The sequence below is a fragment of the Streptomyces sp. yr375 genome, from assembly GCF_900110755.1.
GTDB lineage: Bacteria > Actinomycetota > Actinomycetes > Streptomycetales > Streptomycetaceae > Streptomyces.
In genome coordinates, this window is record NZ_FOFF01000043.1 from 45107 (window position 1) to 68576 (window position 23470).

General features: G+C 69.6%; 18 protein-coding genes. 15 read left to right on the forward strand and 3 right to left on the reverse strand.

Features of this window, described 5'->3' with window-relative positions; genetic code table 11:
* Window positions 1–25 precede the first annotated feature (25 nt).
* The 11 genes from BMZ82_RS30775 to BMZ82_RS30830 all read left to right on the forward strand — a co-directional run bounded on the left by BMZ82_RS30775 (window position 26) and on the right by BMZ82_RS30830 (window position 14351).
* Window positions 26–832 carry an SDR family NAD(P)-dependent oxidoreductase gene (locus BMZ82_RS30775; RefSeq protein ID WP_093780677.1) on the forward strand — a complete coding sequence of 269 codons (807 nt, stop codon included), beginning with the start codon at window positions 26–28 and terminating at the stop codon, window positions 830–832.
* A gap of 892 nt (window positions 833–1724) precedes the next feature.
* Window positions 1725–2798 carry a LacI family DNA-binding transcriptional regulator gene (locus tag BMZ82_RS30785; RefSeq protein WP_093780679.1) on the forward strand — a complete coding sequence of 358 codons (1074 nt, stop codon included), beginning with the start codon at window positions 1725–1727 and terminating at the stop codon, window positions 2796–2798.
* Between the two features lie 396 nt (window positions 2799–3194).
* Window positions 3195–4586: an ABC transporter substrate-binding protein gene (locus BMZ82_RS30790; protein ID WP_093780680.1), complete on the forward strand. Its 1392-nt coding sequence runs from the start codon at window positions 3195–3197 to the stop codon at window positions 4584–4586.
* 197 nt (window positions 4587–4783) lie between these two features.
* Window positions 4784–5608 (forward strand): carbohydrate ABC transporter permease, encoded by an 825-nt coding sequence (locus BMZ82_RS30795; RefSeq protein ID WP_256252198.1) that lies wholly within the window; start codon window positions 4784–4786, stop codon window positions 5606–5608.
* Complete coding sequence (locus BMZ82_RS30800; RefSeq protein ID WP_093780682.1) at window positions 5605–6537, forward strand: carbohydrate ABC transporter permease; 933 nt, start codon at window positions 5605–5607, stop codon at window positions 6535–6537. The genes BMZ82_RS30795 and BMZ82_RS30800 overlap by 4 nt, the downstream gene beginning before the upstream one ends.
* 45 nt (window positions 6538–6582) lie before the next feature.
* Entirely contained in the window at window positions 6583–8772 is a 2190-nt protein-coding gene (locus BMZ82_RS30805) for a beta-galactosidase (RefSeq protein ID WP_093780683.1), read from the forward strand.
* Window positions 8773–8805: 33 nt separating this feature from the next.
* Window positions 8806–10611 (forward strand): RICIN domain-containing protein, encoded by a 1806-nt coding sequence (locus BMZ82_RS30810; protein WP_093780684.1) that lies wholly within the window; start codon window positions 8806–8808, stop codon window positions 10609–10611.
* A gap of 206 nt (window positions 10612–10817) precedes the next feature.
* The gene (locus tag BMZ82_RS30815; RefSeq protein ID WP_093780685.1) at window positions 10818–11420 is read left to right on the forward strand and encodes a CGNR zinc finger domain-containing protein; all 603 of its coding nucleotides are present in this window, start codon (window positions 10818–10820) and stop codon (window positions 11418–11420) included.
* A gap of 5 nt (window positions 11421–11425) precedes the next feature.
* The gene (locus tag BMZ82_RS30820) at window positions 11426–11821 is read left to right on the forward strand and encodes an SRPBCC family protein (RefSeq protein ID WP_093780705.1); all 396 of its coding nucleotides are present in this window, start codon (window positions 11426–11428) and stop codon (window positions 11819–11821) included.
* Between the two features lie 176 nt (window positions 11822–11997).
* Window positions 11998–12708 (forward strand): TetR/AcrR family transcriptional regulator, encoded by a 711-nt coding sequence (locus BMZ82_RS30825; RefSeq protein ID WP_093780686.1) that lies wholly within the window; start codon window positions 11998–12000, stop codon window positions 12706–12708.
* 80 nt (window positions 12709–12788) lie between these two features.
* Window positions 12789–14351, forward strand: a complete 1563-nt coding sequence (locus BMZ82_RS30830; protein ID WP_371271329.1) for an MDR family MFS transporter — start codon at window positions 12789–12791, stop codon at window positions 14349–14351.
* A gap of 869 nt (window positions 14352–15220) precedes the next feature.
* Here the strand turns inward: BMZ82_RS30830 and BMZ82_RS30835 are convergent.
* Window positions 15221–15892, reverse strand: coding sequence for a TetR/AcrR family transcriptional regulator (locus BMZ82_RS30835; protein WP_371271327.1), 672 nt, complete (start codon window positions 15890–15892; stop codon window positions 15221–15223).
* Between the two features lie 444 nt (window positions 15893–16336).
* Between BMZ82_RS30835 and BMZ82_RS30840 the strand changes: the two genes are divergently transcribed.
* From BMZ82_RS30840 to BMZ82_RS30855, 4 genes are all read left to right on the forward strand, one after another.
* The gene (locus BMZ82_RS30840; RefSeq protein ID WP_093780689.1) at window positions 16337–17884 is read left to right on the forward strand and encodes an ABC transporter substrate-binding protein; all 1548 of its coding nucleotides are present in this window, start codon (window positions 16337–16339) and stop codon (window positions 17882–17884) included.
* Between the two features lie 87 nt (window positions 17885–17971).
* Window positions 17972–18913: an ABC transporter permease gene (locus tag BMZ82_RS30845; protein WP_093780690.1), complete on the forward strand. Its 942-nt coding sequence runs from the start codon at window positions 17972–17974 to the stop codon at window positions 18911–18913.
* Window positions 18910–20739 (forward strand): dipeptide/oligopeptide/nickel ABC transporter permease/ATP-binding protein, encoded by a 1830-nt coding sequence (locus BMZ82_RS30850; protein WP_256252199.1) that lies wholly within the window; start codon window positions 18910–18912, stop codon window positions 20737–20739. The genes BMZ82_RS30845 and BMZ82_RS30850 overlap by 4 nt, the downstream gene beginning before the upstream one ends.
* Window positions 20736–21617: an ATP-binding cassette domain-containing protein gene (locus BMZ82_RS30855; protein WP_093780691.1), complete on the forward strand. Its 882-nt coding sequence runs from the start codon at window positions 20736–20738 to the stop codon at window positions 21615–21617. The genes BMZ82_RS30850 and BMZ82_RS30855 overlap by 4 nt, the downstream gene beginning before the upstream one ends.
* Window positions 21618–21699: 82 nt before the next feature.
* Here the strand turns inward: BMZ82_RS30855 and BMZ82_RS30860 are convergent, their stop codons facing one another.
* A complete protein-coding gene (locus BMZ82_RS30860; protein ID WP_093780692.1) occupies window positions 21700–22683 on the reverse strand; it encodes a Gfo/Idh/MocA family protein in 984 nt (327 codons plus the stop codon).
* Window positions 22680–23300: a TetR/AcrR family transcriptional regulator gene (locus BMZ82_RS30865; protein WP_093780693.1), complete on the reverse strand. Its 621-nt coding sequence runs from the start codon at window positions 23298–23300 to the stop codon at window positions 22680–22682. The genes BMZ82_RS30860 and BMZ82_RS30865 overlap by 4 nt, the downstream gene beginning before the upstream one ends.
* Window positions 23301–23470: the final 170 nt, after the last annotated feature.

Below are 23470 nucleotides of genomic sequence, written 5' to 3' on the forward strand. Positions count from 1 at the left end.
GGTCGCCTCGGCGAGGAGATGTTCCATGAGCGTCTACGACCTGACCGGACGCAAGGCTCTGGTGACGGGCGGGGCCCGCGGACTGGGTGCCGGAATGGCGCGCGCCCTTGCCCGGGCCGGCGCCGCCGTCGTCATCGGCGACATCCTGGAGGAGCCCGGCAAGGCCACGGCCGAGGCCCTGAGAGAGTCCGGCGCCGACGCCGGGTTCGTACAGCTCGACGTGACCGAGGACGCGGGCTGGGAAACGGCGGTGGCTCGGACGATCGCCGACTTGGGCGGCCTGGACATTCTCGTCAACGACGCCGGGGTCGAGCTGTCCGGTCTGTTCGTCGACCTCGACCCGGCCGACGTCCGCCGGATGCTGGACGTGAACGTCGTCGGCACGGCGCTCGGCGTCAAGCACGCGTTCCGCGCGATGCGGCCCGGCGGCCCGGCCGGCGGCGGGGGCGCGGTCGTCAACGTCTCGTCGGTCGCGGCGAACATCCCGTTCCCCGGCGTCTCGGGCTACTCCGCGTCGAAGTCGGCGGTCGACCGGCTCACCCGGGTGGCCGCGCTGGAGTCCGGAAAGCTCGGCTACGGCGTACGCGTCAACTGCATATACCCAGGCCTCGTACCGACTACGAAGATGGGCACCGAGGTCATGGTCGACATGGAAACCCTGGGCCTCTGGCCCAGCGCCGAGGCGGCTGTCAGCGACGTCGTCGCCCTGACCCCCCTCGGCCGGCTCGGCGAGGTCGCCGACATGGCCGACGCCGTGGTCTTCCTCGCCTCCGACGGCGCCCGCTTCATCACCGGCGCCGGCCTCCCGGTTGACGGCGGCATGGGCATGTGACTCCGTACGGTCGTCCGGCGGGCGAGGAGGGGTGGGTGTGGCTGATGCGGCTCCGTCTTCGGCGGCTTCGCAGGAACGGGGATGCGCGGGGTGCGGTGCAGCCGGCCTCGGTCCACCAAGCACCTGAGCTTGCCGCACACCGGTTCGACCTTCCCTGGCTGGATGCACTTGCCGGGCCATGACCGCTGGAGTCCCGTGAGTGCCGTAATGGTCCGCGATGAGATGGACCTGCGAGTGGGCGGGCACCTCCTGGTCGATCCGGATCAGGAATCGGGTTTCCGGCGATGACGGTGGCGCGTGGGTGGCCCAGCGCGTGGGTGACCCAGGATCAACTCCTGCAGGGCCAGGGCGCACTCGACGGCGCGCGGAGAGCGCGTGCCCGCCGGCAGGTCCATGTGCGCGGTCTCAGGGCGCCCGCCCGCCGGCACACCCCACAGGACCTGCCTGCTGCCAATCCCGGACTTCGCGGGCGGGTTTGACGAGGTGTCATCCCAGCCCCGGCTGGATCGGATTCACCCTGACAGCACCCGAGTCACCCTCTCGCCCGACCCTCCTGGCCCGGCCGATGTCGCCGGTGGCGTTCGCGCCTGGCGCGAGGCCGTCGTCGCGGTCGGCGCCCCGGTAACAGTGCACGTCGGAACGCGGGTCGCCCAGCCTGCCGACGTGCCGGCGCAGCCGTCCTCACGACACCCGATGGTGTCGCCGCCCCGCCCTCCTCTCCACGCGCGTCACACGCCGGCCGCCTCATCCGACATTGCGCATCGATGACAGAGATGTTGCGTGACCCCTTGACGCGCCGCGTTCCACTGCGTAGATATGTCTGCGCAGTCATGGCAGCGCAGTCAGACGAGAGACAGCCGCGTTGCCGACTGCCGGACATCAGGAGAGGCCCATGGCACGACTGGCAGGCCGCAGCCCCGGCACCGCACCGCGCAGCGCCGACGTGGCGCGTCTGGCGGGTGTCTCACAGAAGACGGTGTCCCGGGTCATGAACGGCGAGCAGTACGTCTCCGACGACGTGCGCCGACGTGTCCTGGAAGCCGCCGAAGGGCTCGGTTACCGGCTGAACCACGCCGCTCGGGCGCTGGCCTCCGGGCGGACCCGGTCCATCGGGGTGGTGACGCTCGGAACGGCCCTGTACGGCCCGGCCTCACTGCTGATGGGCGTCGAGCGTGCCGTCCGGGACACCGGTTACGCCCTCCGCGTCGTCAACACGATGGAGGGTGACGCCATGGGTGTGGCCGGCGCCGTCGACTCGCTCCTCGATCAGGGGGTGGACGGCATCGTCATCTCCGAGCCGATCGACGAGGAGAGCGGCGCGGACTTCGCCGTCCGCGCCGACGTGCCGGTCCTGGTCCTCGGCGCGCCGCCGCCGTTCGCCGCTCACCGGGTGGTGACCGCGGGGCTCGTCTCCCACCAGCTGGCACGGGCCGTCACCGAGCACCTGCTCGAGCTGGGACACACGACCGTCCACCACCTCGCCGGCCCCCCGCGCTGGTACGCGGCCAGGGACCGCCTCGAGGGATGGCGGGCGACGCTGGCCGCGCACGGCAGACGAGAACCGCCTGTCGTCGCGGGTGACTGGTCGGCCGCCTCCGGCTACGCGGCCGGTCGCCGACTGGCCGCCGACGACAGCGTGACGGCCGTCTTCGCCGCCAACGACGACATGGCCATCGGTCTGATCCGCGCACTGCTGGAAGCAGGCCGACGCGTACCGGAGGACATCAGTGTCGTCGGTCTCGACGACATCCCGGTCGCCGCTTATGTGTCTCCTCCCCTGACGACGGTGCGACAACCGTTCGACGCCACGGCGCAGGACGGCCTCAAGCGGCTGGTGCACGCGATCGAGAACCCGGACGCGGACCCGATTCCGGCGATCGACCCGCCTGTCAACCTCGTCGTCCGCGCGTCGACCGCACCCCCGCCGAACCGGACGACCCCGGAAGGCGCGCGGGCCACGGCCTGACTCCGCGAGAACCCCGTTTCCCCGATCACGATGGAGGATCCGCCCGCCCACAGTTCGTCCACCCCTGCCACCTGCTGCGACACCCGTACCTGAGTGCACGAGCCGACCGACCGCCTTCACCCGGCCGTTCGCCCCTCCCACTCGCCAGCGCCGCGGCCCGGGCTCCCCCTGCGAGCCGATCACCGCCCAGGCCTCCGCCCCGTCTCACGCCGCCACCGGCGAGAGCCTCTTTTCAGCCAACTCCCGTGATGCGCCCGGCCCCGGAACCGACGAGGAACACACTCGCACCCCGTCGGCCCGGCCTCGCTCCTCACAGCCGGCCCCACCTCCTGGCATCCATACAGCACGCCGTCGCGCCCGGTGCGCGGATCCCTACGCCCTTCTGCGGAGTTCACCATGTCCAGATCTTTCGCGACCCCTTCCTCGGCCGCCCTGAGCCGTCGTGGCTTCCTCGCCGCGACCGGAGCCCTGACGCTCGCGACCACGCTGGCCGCCTGCGGCGGCTCGGACGGCACGAGCGGTGCCGCCTCCGCCAAGCCGGTCAGCCAGGCCGACATCGACAAGGCGATGAAGACGCCCACCGAGCTGACGTTCTGGACCTGGGTCCCGAACATCGACAAGGAGGTGGCCCTGTTTCAGGCGAAGTACCCGGCCGTCAAGGTCAAGGTCGTCAACGCCGGTCAGGGCACCCCTCAGTACACCAAGCTGCGTACCGCGTTGAAGGCCGGCAGCGGGGCGCCGGACATGGTGCAGATCGAGTACCAGGCCATCCCGACCTTCACCATCACCGAAAGCCTGCTGGACCTGCGGCCGTACGGTGCCTCCGCGCTCAAGTCCACGTTCGTGGACTGGACTTGGGGCCAGGTGAGCGGAAGCAACGGCGAGGTCTGGGCGATCCCGCAGGACACCGGCCCGCTGGGCATGCTGTACCGCAAGGACATCTTCGACAAGCACGGCATCGAGGTCCCCACGACCTGGGACGAGTTCGCCGCGGCCTCCCGCAAGCTGCACAAGGCCGACCCGGACGTCTACCTGACCAACCTCGCCGCGAACCAGGCCGCGGCCTGGCACGGCCTGCTCTGGCAGGCGGGCGCGCAGCCGTACGCGATGTCCGGCAAGAGCGACATCACCGTCAGCGTCGACGACGCCGTCTCCAGGAAGCTCGGCGCGTACTGGGGGAACCTGGCGAAGGAGGGGGTCATCGGGGTCGAGCCCGACTTCACCGACTCCTGGTATGCCGGGCTCAACCAGGGCAAGTACGCCACCTGGCTCACCGCCGCCTGGGGGCCGGTCTTCCTCTCCGGGTCGGCCAAGGCCACCGCGGGGAAGTGGCGCGCGGCCCCGCTGCCGCAGTGGGACGCGGCCAAGCCGAGCTCGGGCAACTGGGGAGGTTCGACGACCGCGGTCATCCGGTCGACCAAGAACCCGATCGCGGCGGCGATGTTCGCGCAGTTCCTCAACACCGACCCCGCCAGCGCGAAGATGTTCGCCACCGAGCAGTTCTTCTTCCCGGCGACCAAGGCGCTGCTCACGGACGCGTCCTTCGTCGACCAGGAATCCCCGTTCTACGGCGGCCAGAAGGTCAACCAGCTGTTCGCCGACATCAGCACCACGGTCAACCCCTCGTTCCAGTGGCCGCCGTTCCTCGACCAGGCGGCGACGGACTGGACGGAGACCGTCGGCAAGTCCCTCGCCGACAAGACCGACACCGTCCGCGCGCTCGGCACGTGGCAGTCGCGGCTCACCTCCTACGCCAAGACCCAGGGCTTCACGGTCCACACGGGCTGACGGTTCACCGGGTCCCGCGTGACGGCGCGGGACCCGGCCGCCCCACCAGCGCACTCCCACCCCCTCAGAAAGGCCCGATGATGACTGCCTCAACCGCGGCCTCCCCCAAGGGTCGGCGCCGAGACGGGCCGGCAGGCCCGCGGCGCGGCGGCACGCGCCACCGCCGGTCGGCAGGGCCACTGTTCGTCGCACCCTTCATGGTGCTGTTCCTGCTGCTCTTCCTCGCCCCCCTCGGCTATGCCGCCTACCTCAGCCTCTTCCAGGAACGCCTGGTCGGCGGCACGGCGTTCGTCGGGCTCGACAACTACGTCCGAGCCCTGAGCGACCCCCAGCTCATCGACGGTGTCGGACGCGTCGCGCTGTTCTTCGTGATCCAGGTCCCTCTGATGCTGCTGCTGGCGCTGCTGTTCGCCCTCGCGCTCGACAGCGGCCTGCTGCGGCTCGCGCGCGTGATCCGCCTGGGCATCTTCATCCCGTACGCCGTGCCGAGCGTGGTCGCCGCACTCATGTGGGGCTACCTGTACGGCCCGGACTTCGGCCCGTTCGCCCAGCTGGGCCGGAGCCTCCGCCTGCCGGTACCCGACTTCCTCAGTGACAGCTGGATGCTCGCCAGTCTGGCCAACATCGTGACCTGGGAATTCGTCGGCTACAACATGATCATCCTGTACGCCGCCCTGCGCACCGTCCCGGAGGAGCTGTACGAGGCTGCCGCGATGGACGGGGCCGGCGCCTGGCGGACCGCCTGGTCGATCAAGTTGCCCGCACTCCGGCCGGCGCTGATGCTCACCCTGCTGTTCTCGGTCATCGGCAGCTTCCAGCTGTTCAACGAGCCGAACCTGCTGATGAAGATCGCCCCGGATGTCATCAGCAGCTCCTACACCGCCAACCTCTACGCCTACACGCTCGCCTTCACCGGCCAGCAGGTCAACTACGCGGCCACGGTGTCCTTCCTCCTCGGCCTCGTCATCGTGATCGCCTCCTACGGCGTCCTGCTCACCGCGAACCGCAGGAGGACCCCGTGACGACCACAACTCCCACGGCCGCGACGGCTCCGCCGACGAAACCGGCTACCGCCACTCCGTCGAGACGCCGGCGGCACGGGGCCCGGCGCAGCACCCCGCTGACGATCGCCATGCTGGCAGTCCTCGCCTACTTCCTCCTCCCCCTGTTCTGGCTGCTGATCGCCTCGACCAAGAGCACCCAGGACCTGTTCAACACCTTCGGCCTGTGGTTCTCGCACGCCCCGCAGTTGCTGACGAACGTCAGGGAGACCTTCGCCCAGGGCGACGGGGTCTTCGTCCGCTGGCTGCTCAACACGGCCGTGTACGCGGGAGTCAGCTCCTTCGGCGCCGCGCTGCTCGCGGCCGCCGGCGGGTACGGGTTCGCCAAGTTCCGCTTCCGCGGCGACCGGACCGCCTTCAACCTGGTGCTCGGCGCGGTCATGGTCCCGACCACCGCCCTGGCGATCCCGACCTATCTGCTCTTCGCGCAGGCGGGCCTGGTCAACACGCCCTGGGCTGTCATCCTGCCTTCCCTCGTCAACCCGTTCGGCCTCTACCTGATGCGCGTCTACGCCGAGGACGCCGTACCCGACAGCATCCTGGAGGCCGCCCGCATCGACGGGGCCGGAGAGGTGCGGATCTTCTTCGGGATCGTCCTCAGACTGCTCGGCCCCGGCCTGGTGACGGTCCTGCTGTTCACGCTCGTGGCGACCTGGAACAACTACTTCCTGCCGCTGATCATGCTCAACGACCCGGACCTGTACCCCATCACGGTCGGGCTCTCCTCCTGGGCCGCGCAGGCGCAGAACGGCGGTGCCGGAGCCAGCAGCGACATGCTCGCCCTGGTCGTGACCGGATCCCTGATCTCGATCATCCCGCTCGTCGTGGCGTTCCTGATGCTCCAGCGGTACTGGCAGAGCGGCCTGGCCTCCGGCGGCGTCAAGCAGTAGCGCGCATCCCTCGTACCACCCCTTGTTTCCTCGGAGGTTTCCCTCATGGCGGCTCTGCCTGCCCGCGTCCTGTTCGGCGCCGCGTACTACCACGAGTACACGCCCGCCTACGGGCCCCATATACAGCCCGACGAACGCCTCAAGACCGATCTGGACCTGATGGCCGAGGCGAACTTCACCGTGATCCGGGTCGGCGAGTCGGTCTGGTCGACGTGGGAACCGGAGAACGGACGGTTCGACCTCGACTGGCTCCAGCCGGTCCTCGACGGCGCCCACGAGCGCGGCATCTCCGTCATCATCGGCACGCCGACGTACGCCGCGCCGCCGTGGCTGGCCCGTCAGTACCCGGAGATCACCGCCGAGCACACCACCGGGCAGCGCCTCGGCTGGGGCGCCCGCCAGGAGATCGACTTCACCCACCCCGCGTTCCGGTTCCACGCCGAGCGGGTGATCCGCAAGATGGCGGCCCGGTACGCCGACCACCCGGCGGTCATCGGCTGGCAGGTGGACAACGAGCCCGGCCTGCACCTCTTCCACAACAACGGCGTCTTCCAGCGCTTCGTGGACCACCTGCGGGAGAAGTACGGGGACGTCGAGACCCTCAACCGCGAGTGGGGGCTCGTCTACTGGTCGCACCGCCTCTCCACCTGGGCCGACCTGTGGACGCCGGACGGCAACGAACAGCCCCAGTACGACGTGGCCTGGCGGGAGTTCCAGGCCCGGCAGGTCACCGAGTTCATCGGCTGGCAGGCCGACATCGTCCGCGAGTACGCCCAGCCCGGCCAGTTCGTCACCACCTGCATCTCCTACACCCGTCAAGGGGTGCAGGACGACGAGATGTCGGACCGTCTCGACATCGCGTCTGGCAACCCGTACTACGACATGCAGGACGGCCTGCTGCTGCCCGACCCCACTCCCGACGCCCACGAGCAGAAGTGGAAGACCACCGGGGTCTGGTCGATGTACCAGACGGCGGACTGGATGTTCTCCTCCCGCCAGGAGCCGTTCCTGGTCACCGAGACCAACGCCCAGAGCATCGGTTTCGCGTGGGACAACCGGCCCGGCTACGACGGCCAGTGGCGGCAGGCCGCCTGGGCGCACGTCGCGCGCGGGGCGCGGATGATCGAGTACTGGCAGTGGCAGACCCTGCGCTTCGGCGCGGAGACCTACTGGGGCGGCGTCCTCCCGCACAGCGGCCTGCCCGGCCGTACCTATGCCGAGATCGCCCGCCTCGGCGCGGAGTTCGACGCCGCCGGCCCGCTCGTCGCCGGGCTGGAGCCGGACGCCGACATCACGATGGTCTACTCGATGCCGAGCAAGTGGCTGATGCAGAAGTACCCGCCGCTCGCGACCGCCGACGGCGAACCGGACGCCACCGCCTACCACCGGTTCTTCGACCCCTTCTACCGCGGCGCCTTCGACGCGGGCCGCCAGGTCCGCATCGTCCACGCCCGCCAGCTGCACGACCCGAGCGGCGAGCGGGAGGGAATGACACCCGAGGAGGCCGTGCGACGGCACCCGGTTCTCGTCGCCCCGGCCCTGTACGTCGTCGACGACACCACCCTCGACTGGCTGGAGGCCTATGCCCGGGCGGGCGGTCACCTGGTGCTCGGCCCGCGCACCGGCTACGCCGACCACGAGGCCCGGGCCCGCCACGAGCCGACGCCCGGTCGTCTGATCCCCGCCGCGGGCGTCCAGTACGACGAGTTCGGCAACCTCACCCGCGACATCCCGGTCCGTGCCGTGCCCGGCGGCCCGTTCGAGGTTCCCGCGGACGCCACGGCGACGCAGTGGATCGAGGGCCTCGCGGCCGTCGACGCCGAGGTCCTCGCCGCCTACGACCACCCGCACTACGGCCGCTGGCCCGCCCTCACCACCCGTAGTCACGGCGAGGGCCGCGTCACCTGCGTCGGCACGGTGCCGGGCCGCGGCCTCGCCCGGGCGCTGGCCGAGTGGCTGGCCCCGGCCACGAGCAGCGGGTGGCACGACCTCCCCGCGACCGTCACCGCGACCACCGGGACCTCACCCGACGGACGCCGCGTCCACGTCGTCCACAACTGGAGCTGGGAGCCCACGAGCGTCCCCGCCCCGGCGGACCTCTGCGACGCCCTGACGGGCACCCCCGTCCTGGCGGGCTCGGCGCTGGACCTCGGCGCCTGGGACGTACGCGTTCTCGTCTCCACCGACACCGACACCGACAACGCGCCGGGCCCCGCAACAACCGACCGCCCCTGATCCATCCCCCGATCCATCCCCCGAGGAGGGGCCATGCAAAGAAGCAGACTGGTCCGGACACTGGGCGTCTTCGCCTCGACAGCCGCGATCCTGGCGATACCCATGGTCAACGCGCAGGCGTACGACCCGACCGGCGGGATCATGTACCAGCTCGGCAGCGACCCGTGCCTGAAGGGGCGGAGCAACTGCGCGATCTACCCGAAGTCGGCGGAGCTGCCGAACGGACGTCTGGTGGCGTCGTTCGAGAAGTCCACGGTCGTGACGGCGACGGGAAGCGCCGACAAGCAGACCCTCCCGGTCTACAAGAGCGACGACCACGGGACGACGTGGCAGCCGCTGTCGGAGGTCAAGGCTCCCGCGTACATCTCCAGCGACCCGCAGTACGCGAAGTACACGAGCAACTGGACCAACCCGTACCTCTACGTCCTTCCGCAGGACGTCGGGAACCTGACGCAGGGCACGCTCCTCCTCGCCAGCGTCGTGTCGGGCGACGACTACTACTACAAGGAGCACAAGGCCGCCGACCCGAACTGGACGCCGACCAACGACGGCGACCGCAAGGACATGGCGATCGCCCTGTACTCCAGCACCGACAACGGCGCGACGTGGAACATCCTCAACGTCGTCGCGACCGGCGGCTGGCAGGGCGGCAGCGCGGGCGCGGTCGGCCAGAACATCGCGGCCGCGAACACCAACAACCAGGTGGACCCCATCTGGGAGCCGTACCTGATGGTCTACAAGGGCCAGCTCGTCTGCTACTACTCCGACGAGAACGACTACACCGGCTTCAACGCGACCACCGGCGTCCCGACGCTCGACCCCGCCAACGACACCGCCACGGACTCGCAGGGCCAGATCCTCGTCCACAAGACCTGGAACGGCACCAGCACCGCGTGGAGCGCCCCCGTCGTCGACGTCGCCGGACTGACCCAGAGCATGGGCGGCGGCAAGACGGAGATCGGCGGCGGTCGTCCGGGCATGGCCAACGTCGTCCGCACGACGGACGGCAAGTGGATGCTGACCTTCGAGTACTGGGGCGGAGGAGCCAACACCAGGTACGTGATGGCCGACGATCCGACGAAGTTCTACCTCGGCTCCGCCACGGGCACGGGCGTCAGCGCCCTGCCGCTCGACTCCGGCTCCCACTCCGCCGCGATGGGCGGCAGCCCGGTCCTCATCAGGCTCCCCGGCGGTCGCCTGGTCTACAACGCGGCCGGCAGCGGCAACGTCTGGGTCAACGACAGCGGGCGCAGCGACGGCACGTGGAAGGAGTACCAGACGACCTCGGCAGCCGGCTACAGCCGCAACCTGCAGTACGTCGCGGCCACCGGGCGCCTCGCGATCCTCAACAACCAGGGCACCTCCACGATCGCGTACGCCGAAGCCGACCTCGGCCACTCCGACGGCGCCTACTACCAGCTGGTGAACCGCAAGACCGACCAGGTGATCGGCACCGGGAACAAGACCAACGACGCGAACATCGGCAACGCAAACGTGCCCGACGTCCGGCTCGAGGCCCCGGGCTCGGCCGCGAACGCGGACACCCAGTACTGGCACGTGACGACCGAGCCGAACGGCGGCGTCAGCCTGCTGAACAAGTCGGGCGGCCGTGCGGCGGCCGTCTGGACGGGCAATGCGACGGCCGGCCAGAAGATCGGACAGTGGGTCGACAACAACGACACCGGCAGCTGGAACCTCGTCAAGACAAGCGACGGGTTCTACAAGCTGCAGTCCGTCAAGAACACCAGCCTGTACCTGACAGGTGCGACCACCGGGGCACAGCTGACCCTGCAGAACGCACTCACGGACGGCTCACAGGACTGGGAACTCGTCCAGTAGGTCGCCGCTGGGCGGCGTGCCCACTCACGCCGCCCGGAAGCCCGGGGCCTGGCACCCACGGCCAGGCCCCTCACCCTCACCCACGCGATCGAACGTTGGTCGACATCTCGAACGTCAGGTCCGCTGCACGGCCCTGCGGACGCGTTCGTGCCGGCGATGACCGACTTCCGCGCCCCCAACGCCATGTAACCAGTTATATTGGTTACATGGACCCCTCCGCGACCAAGGGGCTGACGCTGCACTCCCATGCCGGCGCCACCTACCGGTTCGACCCCGGCACGCTGTGCCTGGAACTGCTGACCACCGGCGGCCCCGGCCCCTACCAGCGGTACGAGGTCTTGCACGAGCCCGCCGACCTGGCCGCCTGGGCGGACCGGTCCCGGCTGACGCCGACGCCCGTGCTGGAGATCTCCGAAGCGGAGGTGGCGAACGCGCGAAGGCTGCGCGACGCACTGTTCCGGGTGGTCATCGCCCACACACGCGGCGAACCGCACCCGCCCGGCGACCTGGAGGTCATCAACGAGGCAGCCGCCCGTCCAGACCTGGCACCCGCCATCGCGCCGACCGGGAAGCCGCAGTGGGCGGGAACCTCCTGCGGCACCCACCTGGCGGCCACCGTCGCACGGGACGCCGTCGAGTTGCTGACCGGCCCCTTCGTGCACCGCATCCGCACCTGTGCCGCCGAGGACTGCCACCTCGTCTACGTCGACACCTCACGCCCCGGCCGCCGCCGCTGGTGCTCCATGGAGCACTGCGGCAACCGTCACAAGGTGAGGGCGCTGCGCGCCCGCCACTCAAAGGAAGGATGACCCCGATGCCCACGGGACTCACCAAAGACGCAGGCTGGCAGATCGGCGTGTCCCGCACGCTGCCCCACCCGGCGCCCGTCGTCTGGGACTTCATCAGCGGCCCCGAAGGGCTCGCCCTCTGGCTCGGCCCCGGCGCGGTCCTCAGCCCGGAACGCGGCGCCCCCTACCGGACGGCCGCAGGAGTGACGGGCGAGGTGCGCGGCTACCGCCCGGCAGACCGCATCCGCGTCACCCACGGCACCACCACGATCCAGGTCGCCGTCGCCCCCAGCGCCGACGGGGCCCGGACGATGCTCCGCTTCCACCAAGAGCACCTGGCGAGCGCCGAGGAACGCGAACAGCGGCGGGCGCACTGGCAGCACGTCCTGGACCAGGCGGCCGCCGCCCTCGACCGGCAGTGACGACGGTGCGCGGCACCTGACCGGGGGTCGGCGCACAGACACGGCTCCCCGGCTTACGGCGGGAACCCGGAGGTGACGACCATGTAACGGCTCCCGTCCGTCACGCGGGGACAGGTTCAGCCGGCCGGCGCCGTCACCCGAAGCAGTTTTTTGCAGATACTGCATTTTTGCGTATCATGCAAAACATGGGAACGGGGAGTGCCGCGCGAGGCGGCCTAAGGGAACGCAAGAAGCGAGCCACGCGCGCGGCCCTCACAGAGGCGGCGGTGCGACTCGCGGCCGAGCACGGGGCGGAGAACGTCACCGTGGATGCGATCAGCGAGGCAGTCGGCGTCTCCGCACGTACGTTCTTCAACTACTTCGACTCCCGTGACGACGCTTTTGTGATGGTCGACGCGGAATCGAGTGCCAGGATCCGACACGCCCTGCTCAGGGCACCGTCCGAACTGTCCCCCTTGGAGGCGCTGCGCGACGCCCTGGCGGCGGAGCTGGCGGAGATCGAACAACGGCACGAGCTCTGGAGCCTGCACGCCACCGTGCTGCACAGATCGCCGCATCTCCTGGCCCGCAGCCTGGGTGCCCAGATGGCCGACGAGTTCGGCCTGGCCGAGGCCGTCGCCGAGCGCATCGGCGCCTACCCGCACTCCGCACCCGTGGATTCCAGCGACCGTGCGGGGCGCGCGGCCGCCTCGGCCGAGCAGCGCAGGTCGGCCCTGGGCCTGTATCCACGACTACTGGCCGCCGTCGGCACCTCGGCCGTTCGGGTCGCCGTCCAGCACTGGTCCATCCGGCAGGACGAAGTCGCCTTCGCAGTCGTGTTCCGCGAGACGTTCGAGCAACTCGCCGTCGGGCTGCACGTGCCACCCGAAGAGCCCCACCGCCCCTGACGCTGCTCGCCTCCCCAACCGACTCCGAGAGAGACGTTGTGACCACATCATCGGCGCCGGAACAGGCGCCACCCACCTCCATGTCCGACCGGCAGATACTCCAGGCCATGTCGGGGCTGATGGCCGGCATGTTCGTCTCCATCCTGGCCGGAACCGTCGTCGCCAGCGCACTCCCCCGGATCATCACGGATCTGGGCGCCAGCCAGTCCTCCTACACCTGGGTCGTCACCGCCGAACTGCTCGCCATGACGGCGACGGTGCCGCTGTGGGGCAAGCTGGCCGACCTCTACAACCAGAAGCTGCTGCTCCAGCTCTCCCTCGGCATGTTCGTGGTCGGCTCGCTGCTGGCGGGCTTCTCCCACGACGTGGGGCTGCTGATCTTCAGCCGGGTCGCCCAGGGCATCGGCGCAGGTGGCCTGACCGCTCTGGCACAGGTCGTGATGGCGGCCATCATCCCTCCCCGTCGGCTGGGCAGGTACTCGGGGATCTTCGGCGCCGTCTTCGCCGTCGGCACCGTGGCCGGACCGCTGATCGGCGGCCTCATGGTGGACACCTCGTGGCTCGGCTGGCGCTGGTGCTTCTTCATCGGCGTCCCGTTCGCTCTGCTGGCGATCGTGCTGCTGCAGCTCACGCTGAGGCTGCCCACGACCCGCCGTGCGGCGAAGATCGACTTCCTGGGCGCCTTCCTCATCGTCGGAGGCGTCTGCGCGGTGCTCATCTGGGTCTCACTGGCAGGGAACCAGTTCGAGTGGGCCTCCTGGCAGACCGTCGTCCTGACCACCGGCGGTACCCTGCTGCTGGCGGCGGCAGTCTACGTCGAGTCGCGGGCCGCCGAGCCGATCATCCCGCTGTCCATCTTCCGCAACCGCACCGTGGCCCTGACCACCGTCGCCAACCTGCTGGTCGGTGTGGCCCTGTTCGGCGGCACCGTATTCCTCTCGCAGTTCTTCCAGATCTCTCTCGGTGAATCGCCCACGACCGCGGGCCTGATGAGTCTGCCCATGATCCTGGGCCTGCTGCTCTCCTCCACGGTCGCCGGGCAGGTCATCAGTGCGACCGGCCGGTGGAAGGTGTACCTCGTCGTCGGCGCCGTCATCATGACCGTGGGCCTCGCCCTGCTCTCCACGATCGGCTCCGACACCCACTTCGGCCTGCTCGGCGTCTACATGGCGGTGATGGGCATCGGTGTCGGGATGCTGATGCAGAACCTGGTCCTCGCCGCACAGAACGACGTCCCCGCCGCCGAACTGGGCGCCGCCACCTCGGTGCTGTCCTTCTTCCGCAGCATGGGCGGCACCATCGGTACCAGTGTGCTCGGCGCGATCCTGGCCAACCGGGTCACGACCGAGATCACCAAGAGCCTGCGGGAGTCGGGGACCACCGCGGGCGCCGGGCAAGTGTCGGGGGACGGTGTCCCGGACGTGGCCACCCTGCCGGGACCGATGCGGGCCATCGTGCAGCACGCCTACGGTGTCGCCACCGCCGACCTCTTCCTCATCGCCACCCCCTTCGCACTGCTGACCTTGGTCGCCGTCCTCTTCATCAAGGAGAAGCCGCTCAAGACGACCAGCGGCATGGAACGGCTCGCAGCGGAATCGAGGGCCGCGGAGGCCGACAGCCCGTCGCCTGTCGGAGCGACCTGATCCAGGGAATGACGACGGCCGGCCGGGTACCCCCGGCCGGCCGTCGTCCATTGGCAGACGGCGCCCTGCGCCGGCGCCGGGCTTCACGGGGACCCGCACGACGGGGTGCCGACACCTTGACCGGCCGGATCCGGCCCCGGGACCCGCAGGAACCCGCCGTGGCCCCGTGGTCCGCTCAACAGCCAGGTCTGTCGGGGCCTTTGCCCGAGCGCGTCGAAGCCGCCGCTGTCGACGGCACTCCTCCGGGGTCACCCGCTTCGAGTGGATGCCCGTCGGGGAGAAGACGGGGATGACCGCGCGCAGGTGCGGCGGCTTGAGCGCGGCGGCTCGGTTGGACGTGATGGAGCCGTGGCTCTGGCCCATCCGACCGACGTCGCCGGTCACGTCGGGCTGCCGTGCCGGCCGCTCGATCAGGCCGCGCTCGGCCGGATGGACGCTCCCCGGGGCGGCGCGGCACTTCTGGTACGGCGTGACGTCGACCTTGTCGTCATGGCCCGGCCGACCTGTCGCAGCCGAGCCAGTCATGGACGGCCGCCTGGGGCCCGGCCTCCTGCGGCGTGGCCGAGTGGCGGAGTCCACCGCGTCCGAGACGAATCCGGTCGGGGTCGGCATGGTCCCCATGGCGGCGGTGACCAGTCCCCTCTCTGCGTCGGCGAAGACCATGGGTCACAGCGCCACTCCCCTAAAACGCAACGTGGGTACGTATGTGCGTACGTTAGTACCGCGAAGCGAACCGGTCAACGGTCGCGTCCGGGATCCAGGGACACGATCAGCGCCTGCGGGTTCCTCGCGCACTACGGTTCGCACGCGTCCCACGAGGCTTGCGGTGCGCGCACGTCCGTCCGCCGGCCAGTCGGCCGTCCACACCTTCAGGCAGGGGTTTCCGCGGACGGCTGCCCGTCGCCCGACAGGAGGATGAGGTCGAAGAAGCGGTCGAGCGGCGTGATGATGTCGAGGTCGGGACTGAGCAGCCACTGAAGCTGCAATCCGTGAAGCACGGCGAGGAACAGAGCGGCCGCGCTGTCCGGGTCCAGCCCTTCCGACAGACCCCCCTGCGCCGCACGTTCGCGCATGGCCTCGGCCGTGAAGGAGCGCACACGTTCATTGCGACTGACGAACTCCGCGTGGGCGGGATGGTCGGGACGCGAGGCCGAGGCGGCGAGCTCCGCCCACAGACGCATCAACTCGGGCGTCTTCTGGTGCTGGATCAGCGTCTCCGCGAGATACCGCCTCGGCGAGTCCATGCGGTTGATCTCGACGAAGCTGCGCTCCCACTCCTCGTCGTCGCGGTGCGCGAGGACCGCGGTGAGCAGCTCGTCCTTGCTCTGGAAGTGGTGCAGGAGGCCGGCATGGGTGATGTCGGCCCGTTTCGCGATGTCGCGCAGCGAAGCCCCCGCATACCCGTGCTCGGCGAAGCTGTCGCGCGCCGCACGGACGATGTCCGCGCGGCGCGCCGCCGTCTTCGCATACGGCCCGCGCCGTTTTGCCCGTTCCACGTCGCGCCCCCTTGCTGTCGACCGCACGCGCCGGTGGGCGGTCACGGTCGGTCCTCACTGGCGATGCCCGGCACCCTAGCCCCTGAGCACCAAATCTTTCCACCTGGCCGGTATTGAAAAAATGGCCATCGGAGGGCTGGCGAGACTTCCAACACCCCTGCGACCTGCACCTTCACGACGCGGGGCACTTCATCGCGTGGCGAAAACCCCTACCGCAAAAGATAACGCTCTGGTCAAGAACGCCACACACCCCCTTCCCGGTTGCCGCCACTGACGCCTACGTTCCACAAACGAAATCCAACCGCCTGGTAAGCGTTGTCGAGTTAACACGATCGTGACGCATTGCGTCGGTTCAGGTGATGATGTGCCGCACCTGCAGCCCGACGCCGAGGAACCGACCGCAAGCAGGTCGGCAAGGAGCCCCGGGGCGGTACCGGCCACATTCGACGCACCGGACCCCGAATCGCACGGGACACAAAAGGAATCCACATGACGCGCCTTCGATCCAACGACCCTCAACCGCGGTTCCGAGCACTACCCGCAGCGATCACCGCAGCGGCACTGCTGACATTGACAGCGTGCGGCGGAGGGTCCACGGACTCGTCTTCGCCCCGTGCCAAGACGCTCTCCCTCGCCATCCAGTCCGCTCCGAACTCCTTCGATCCGACCCAGCTCAACGACGGGCAGGCAGCCTACATCTGGAGCTCTCTCTACGACACGCTGCTCTACACCGACAACAAGGGCGAGCTGAAGCCCAACGCGGCCGAGAGCTGGAAGTACTCCGCCGACGGACTGACCCTCACCCTGAAGCTGCGCCAGGGGATGAAGTTCAGTTCGGGCGCGGCGGTGAACGCGGCCGCGGTGAAGGCGACCCTGGAACGCACCATGACCACGCCCGGATCGCAGCAGGGTCTGCTGGCCGCGGTCAAGTCGGTGGACGCTCCTGACGCGAGCACCGTCGTGATCCATCTCAAGCAGCGGGACGGTTCGCTGCTGACCAGCTTCTCGACGGCGGCGGGGGTGATCGGCGATCCGGCGACGTTGTCCGCGAAGAGTACCGCGCTCGACCCGGTCGGTTCGGGTCCCTACGTCCTCGACAAGTCGTCGGTGACCGGCTCGACGTACGTGCTCAAGCGGCGGGACGGCTACTGGAACGTGAAGGCCTATCCGTTCCAGACCGTGACGGTGAAGGTCATCCAGGACCCCACCGCGGCGGCCAACGCGCTGCAGGCCGGACAGATCAACGCCGGTCCGGCCTCTCCCGAGAACTCCACCAAGCTCAAGGCGATGGGCTACAAGATCTCGCCCCTCAGGGCTACGGCGGTGGCGGACCTGGTGCTCGCCGACCGGGCGGGCAGCGTGCTCAAGCCGCTCGGGGACCCGCGGGTGCGACAGGCGATCAACATGGCGTTCGACCGGACGAAGATCGCCAAGCAACTTCTGAAGGGCGCCGCGCAGCCGACGGTCCAGGTCTTCAACCCCGCGGGCGGGGCCTATGACGCCGCGCTCGAGAAGACCTACCCCTTCGACCCCGCGGCTGCGAAGAAGCTGCTGGCCAAGGCGGGGTACCCGAAGGGCTTCTCCGTCACGATGCCGGGCTTCCTCTTCACCAAGGCGTTCGAGCCGACTGTCACCCAGGCGCTCGACGACATCGGGATCAAGGTGAAGTGGACGCCGGTGCCCGCGCAGAACACCATCTCGGCGATCACCTCGAAGAAGTACCCGATGATCCTCTTCATCGACGGGCTGAACACCTCCGCGCGCGAGGCGGGCAACAACTACACCCCGACCGGCTACCTCAACCCGTTCAACTCCACGGACCCCGCGCTCACCAAGCTGCTGGCCCAGGCCAATGGCGAGCTCGACGCGGCGAAGGCGGCGGACGCCTACAAGAAGGTCAACGAGTTCGCGGTCAAGAACGCGTGGAACTCGCCGATCGCCTACCTCGGCAACAGCTGGGCGACCAAGGGCGTCGTGTACCTCGGTGACGGCTCCAACACCTTCAGCACCATCCGGGCGTTCGGCGTCTCCGGCTAGCCCACGTGAGTTCCGGGCTCGCGGCGATGTTGCCGGCGCGAGCCCGGAACCCCCTCCCCTCGGTCCTGGTCCGAAGGAGCCCCACCCATGATCCCCTACCTGTTGCGCCGGCTCGGTACGAGCCTGGTGCTGACCGTCCTCGTATCAATGATCACGTTCTTCCTGTTGAGCACGTCCTTCGACGGCATCGTCCGAAGCATCCTCGGCACCGCCGCCACGCCCGCGACGGTCCAGGCGAAGAAGGCCGAGATGGGCATGGACCATCCGGTGATCGTGCAGTACTTCGACTGGCTGCAGCACGCCGTCCGCGGTGATTTCGGTGTTTCGTACTTCACCAGCCAGCCCGTCGGATCGGCCGTCGCGGACCACTTCACCGTCACGCTGTCCATTGTCGTCGTCGCCCTGTCCCTCACCGCCGCCATCAGCGTCGCCCTCGGCGTCCTGGCGGCGGCGCGCGGCGGCGTGCTCGACCGGATCGCGCAGGTCGCCTCGCTCTTCGGCTACATCGTGCCGAACCTGCTGCTCGCGATCGGCCTCGTCGTGGTCTTCGCCGTCAAGCTGGACTGGCTCCCGGCCACCGGCTACACACCGTTCGCCGAGAGTCCGGGCCGCTGGCTGGCCTCAATCACCATCCCGGTGATCGCCTTGATGGTGGGCGGCATCGCGAGCCTGTCCGCGCAGATCCGCGGCGCCATGATCGGCGAACTGCGCAAGGACTACGTCCGCACCCTGCGCACCCGCGGTATCTCCCCCCGGTCCATCGTGCTCAAGCACGCCCTGCGCAACGCCGCCGGGCCCGCCTTCACCGTCCTGTCCCTGGAGTTCATCGCGATGCTCGGCGGAGCCCTCATCATCGAGAACGTGTTCGCACTGCCGGGGATCGGCAGTTTCTCCTTCAACGCCGCCCTCCAGGGAGACGTCCCGATCATCATGGGCCTGTCCCTCTTCGGTGTCCTGTTCGTCGTGGGCGTCAACCTGATCGTCGACGTCGTCAACGGTTGGCTCAACCCGAAGGCGAGGCAGCAGTGAGCACCGAAGACCTCGCGACCGCGACGGGGCCGAGCGCCCCGCAGCGCAAATCGCCCCTGCGCAAGCTCCTGAAGGACCCCCAGGCCGTCATCACGGTCGGGGTGCTCCTCGTCATCATCCTGCTGGGCGTAATGAGTCCCCTTCTCACCACTCACGGTCCGAACCAGGCGTCGCTGGACGCGATCAACGCCGACCCGGGCAGCTCGGGCTACCCGCTCGGGGGCGACCAGAGCGGCCGCGACATCTTCTCGCGGCTGCTCCACTCCATCAACACCAGCATGATCGCCGGCCTGATCGGCACGAGCGTCTCCCTCACCATCGGCGTCACGGCGGGACTGGTCGGCGGATACTTCGGCCGCCGGGTGCGGACCGCCACCGACTGGGTGTTCAACCTCGTCATGACGTTCCCCGGTCTGCTCCTGCTGATCGTGCTGATGCCCCTGACGGGCGGCGACTACCGGGCCACGATGCTGGTCTTCGGCGTGCTGTCGTCCCCCGGCATCTTCCGTCTCGTACGCGGCCTCGTCGTCGGGGTCAAGAACGAGCTGTACGTGGACGCCGCGCGGGTCTCGGGTCTGACGGACCTGCGCATTCTCGGACGGCACGTGCTGTTCGTGGTCCGTGGGCCGATCATCATCGCGACCGCGTTCCTGATGGGGTCGTCCATCAGCCTGCAGTCGGGCCTGGCATTCCTCGGTCTCGGGTCGAACACCGTCCCCAGCTTCGGTCTGATGATCAGTGAAGGCTTCGTCAACCTCTACGAGAAGCCGATGCAGTTCATCTGGCCGAGCCTCCTGCTCGGCGTCATCAACGCGTCGTTCGTCCTGCTGGGCAACTCGCTGCGCGACGCGCTGGAGATGGTGACCCCGAAGCCGTCCAAGATCACCGTGCCCGCGCGGCCCCGACCCGCCGTGAGCACCGGCACCGACACCGACTCACCGGCCGCGCATCTGCTGACGGTCGAGGACCTCGCCATCGCCTACCCCACGCACTCGGGTGAACTGAGGGAGGTCGTCAGCGGGGTGTCGCTGACCCTGGACGCGGGGGAAACCCTAGGCCTGGTCGGCGAGTCCGGGTCGGGCAAGACCCAGACCGCGTTCGCGATGCTCGGCGTACTGCCGGCGGAGGCGGTCGTCACCCGCGGTTCGATCAGGCTCGACGGACGCGAACTCCTCGGCCTGAGCGAGGGCGAACTGCGCGGCCTGCGCGGAACGTCCGTGGCGTACGTGCCGCAGGAACCCATGTCGAACCTCGACCCGTCGTTCACCGTGGGATCGCAGCTCACGGAGGGGCTGCGCGCCTCGCAGCAGATGTCCCGGAAGGCCGCGCGCGCCCATGTGCTCGCCCTGCTGGAGCGGGTGGGCATCCCCGACCCGAAGCGCGTCTTCGACTCCTACCCGCACCAGATCTCCGGCGGTATGGCGCAGCGCGTGCTCATCGCGGGCGCCGTCGCGAGCAGCCCGAAGCTGCTCATCGCCGACGAGCCGACGACCGCGCTCGACGTGACCGTCCAGGCGGAGATCCTGGACCTGCTGCGGGACCTCCAGAAGCAGCTGAACATGGCCGTGCTCCTGGTCACCCACAACTTCGGTGTGGTCGCGGACAGCTGTAGCCGCGTCGCGGTCATGCAGCAGGGCGAGATCGTCGAGGTCGGGGGCGCGCTGGAAATCTTCCGGACGCCACAGCATCCCTACACCCGCATGCTCCTGGGTTCGATCATCGACGAGAGCAGCCTGCGTACCGATCCTCCGGGCGGCGCGGCCGAGGCACTGGCGAAGGACCTCCCCGTCGACACGATCGAGGTCCTTGAGGAGAAGGCATCATGACGACCCCCCTGCTCGATGTGAGCGACCTGCGTGTGGCCTACCCGGGGCGCGGCTTCCGGGCCCGCCCCGTGGAGATCCTGCACGGGGTCTCCCTGACGGCCCATCCGGGCGAGACCCTGGGGATCGTCGGCGAGTCCGGGTCCGGCAAGACGACCATCGGCCGTGCCGTGCTCGGCCTGGTGAAGCCGAGCGGCGGGCGCGTCCTGTTCGCCGGCAAGGACATCACCCATGTCGCGGGCAAGGCACGGCGCGCCCTGGCACGCGACATCCAGGTCGTGTTCCAGGACCCCTACACCTCGCTCAACCCCTCGCTGACCATCGGTGACATCCTCAGCGAGCCGCTGGTGGTCCAGGGGGCGACGGCGAGTGACGCGCGGGCGCGGGTGCGCGCCCTGCTCGATCAGGTGGGGCTGCCGGGGAACGCGTCGGAGCGGCTGCCGCGCGAGTTCAGCGGCGGGCAGCGGCAGCGCGTCGCGATCGCCCGCGCGCTGGCTCCCGAGCCGAAGCTGATCGTCTGCGACGAGCCCGTCTCCGCGCTCGACCTGTCGACGCAGGCGCGGGTGCTGGATCTGTTCATCGACATCCAGCGGCGCACCGGGGTCGCGTACCTGTTCGTCTCGCACGATCTCGGGGTCGTGCGGCACGTGAGCCATCGGGTCAGCGTGGTCTACCGGGGTGACATCGTCGAGACCGGTCCCGCCGACCTCGTCACCTCCACCCCCGAACACCCCTACACCCAGCGCCTGCTGCTCGCCGCTCCCATCGCGGACCCGGTCGAGCAGGCGCGGCGGCGCGCCGAACGGCGACGCCTGGCCGAGGCCGAGGCCGAGGCGCCCGGCACCGACGCCGCGCAAGGCGTTCGAGCCGGTGCGGCCTGATCACGTACGGGCCCACGACGACCCGGGCCGCGACCGGACCGGCCGCCTTCCGGTGGCCGGTCCGGTCGCGGTGTCTCCGTCGTCAGGGAGCGACGGGGGTGCGCGGTCGCAGGCCGCCGGCCCGGTAGACCGCGTCGATGACCCGCATCGTCGCCGTCGCCTCCCGGGCGTCCGTCGGATTCGGCGCCCCGTCGGTCACGGCGTCGCGGAACGCCTCCAGCTGGAACGAGTAGGTGGTCCGCGGGTCGCCCTGTTCCACGACGGCGCCCGAGTCCGTCGTGAGCGTCAACTCCCCGTACAGGTAGGGGTGGTAGGGCATGCGCACGTGCAGGGTCCCCGCCGAACCGGTGACGCGGAGCTCGGCGGCGTGGCTTCCGGGCCCCTCCATGCTCGCGACGACCTCGCCCGACAGCCCGCCCGCGAAGGCGAGTCGGGCGGTCGTCGAGGCGTCGACGCCGTCGACGTCACGGATCCGCGCCCCGGTCACCTCCGGCTCGCCGAACAGGTGGCGCAGCAGCCGTACCGGATAGCAGCCGAGGTCCATCAGGGCGCCGCCGCCGAGGTCCCGCTGCCACCGGATGTCGGTGGTGTCGGCGTGCGGCACGGTGAACTCCGCGCGGGCCGTGCCGAGTTCGCCGAGTACTCCGGAGTCGACGATCTCGGTCATCCGCGCCCACATCGGGTGGTAGCGCGAGTGGAAGGCCTCCATCACGACGAGCCCGCTCGACTCGGCGAGCTCCGCGATCGCCGCGGCCTCCTCGGCGTTCGCCGTGAACGGCTTCTCGCACAGCACGTGTTTGCCGGCCTCGATGGCGCGGCGTGTCCAGTGTCCGTGCAGGGCGGCGGGTGTGGGCACGTACACGGCGTCGACGGCGGGGTCGTCGACGATCGCGTCGTAGGTGGGGAGCGTTCTCGGGATGCCGTGTTCGGCCGCGAACGCGACGGCCCGCTGCGGGTCGCGGGCGGCGACGGCGGTGACCTCGACGCCGTCGAGTGTCGCGGCGGGCTCCAGGAGCGCCGATTTCACGATGCGGGCGGCGCCGAGTACGCCGATGGAGAGGCTCATCGGGCCAGTCCCGGTACGGCGGACAGCAGGAAGGCGTGGATGGCGGACTCCATCTTCACCGAGTCCCGGTCGAAGAGCCACTGGGTCTGGAGGCCGTTGATGAGGGCGAGCGTCATCGCGGCGAGGGTCTTCGGGTCCGCCGCCGAGCGCAGTTCGCCGCGTTCCGCGAGCGCGGTGTACGCGTCGGTGTAGAAGCGGCGGACGCTGCGGTAGCGCTCCGCGAAGTAGGTGTGCGCGGGGTGGCCGGGAGAGGTCGCCTCGCCGGAGAGGACGCAATGCAGTTCCATGATTCCCGGCTGCAATTCGCTGTCCACGATGATGGTCAGCATGCCCCTCAGGGCCTCGACGGGGTGCGTCACCGGGTCGATCGCGTCGGCCGACCTCAGGAACCGGGCGCTGCGTTCGTCGCGCAGCTCCAGCACGGCGATGAGCAGGTCCTCCTTGCGCGCGAAGTGGTGCAGCAGCCCGGTGTGGCTGATGCCCGCGCGCTTGGCCACGTCCTTCATGGTGGCGCCGTAGAAGCCGGTCTCGCCGAAGGCGTCCACACAGGCTTCGAGGATCCGTCGGCGCACCTCCGCCGACTTCGCGTACGGCCCACGGCCGCTGCTTGCGTTCATGCGCTCTCTCCCGCTGCTGCTGGATGCCGGACCGGTCCGGCGGCCTCATTGTCGGCCACCGCGAAGAGGGCGACCGCGAAAATAGTATCGCGATTCGAATTTCGTGCTAGCGTAGAACCATCGCCGCCGGTCCCCATCGACCGAGCCGCGGCCTCTTCTCCGGTCTCCAG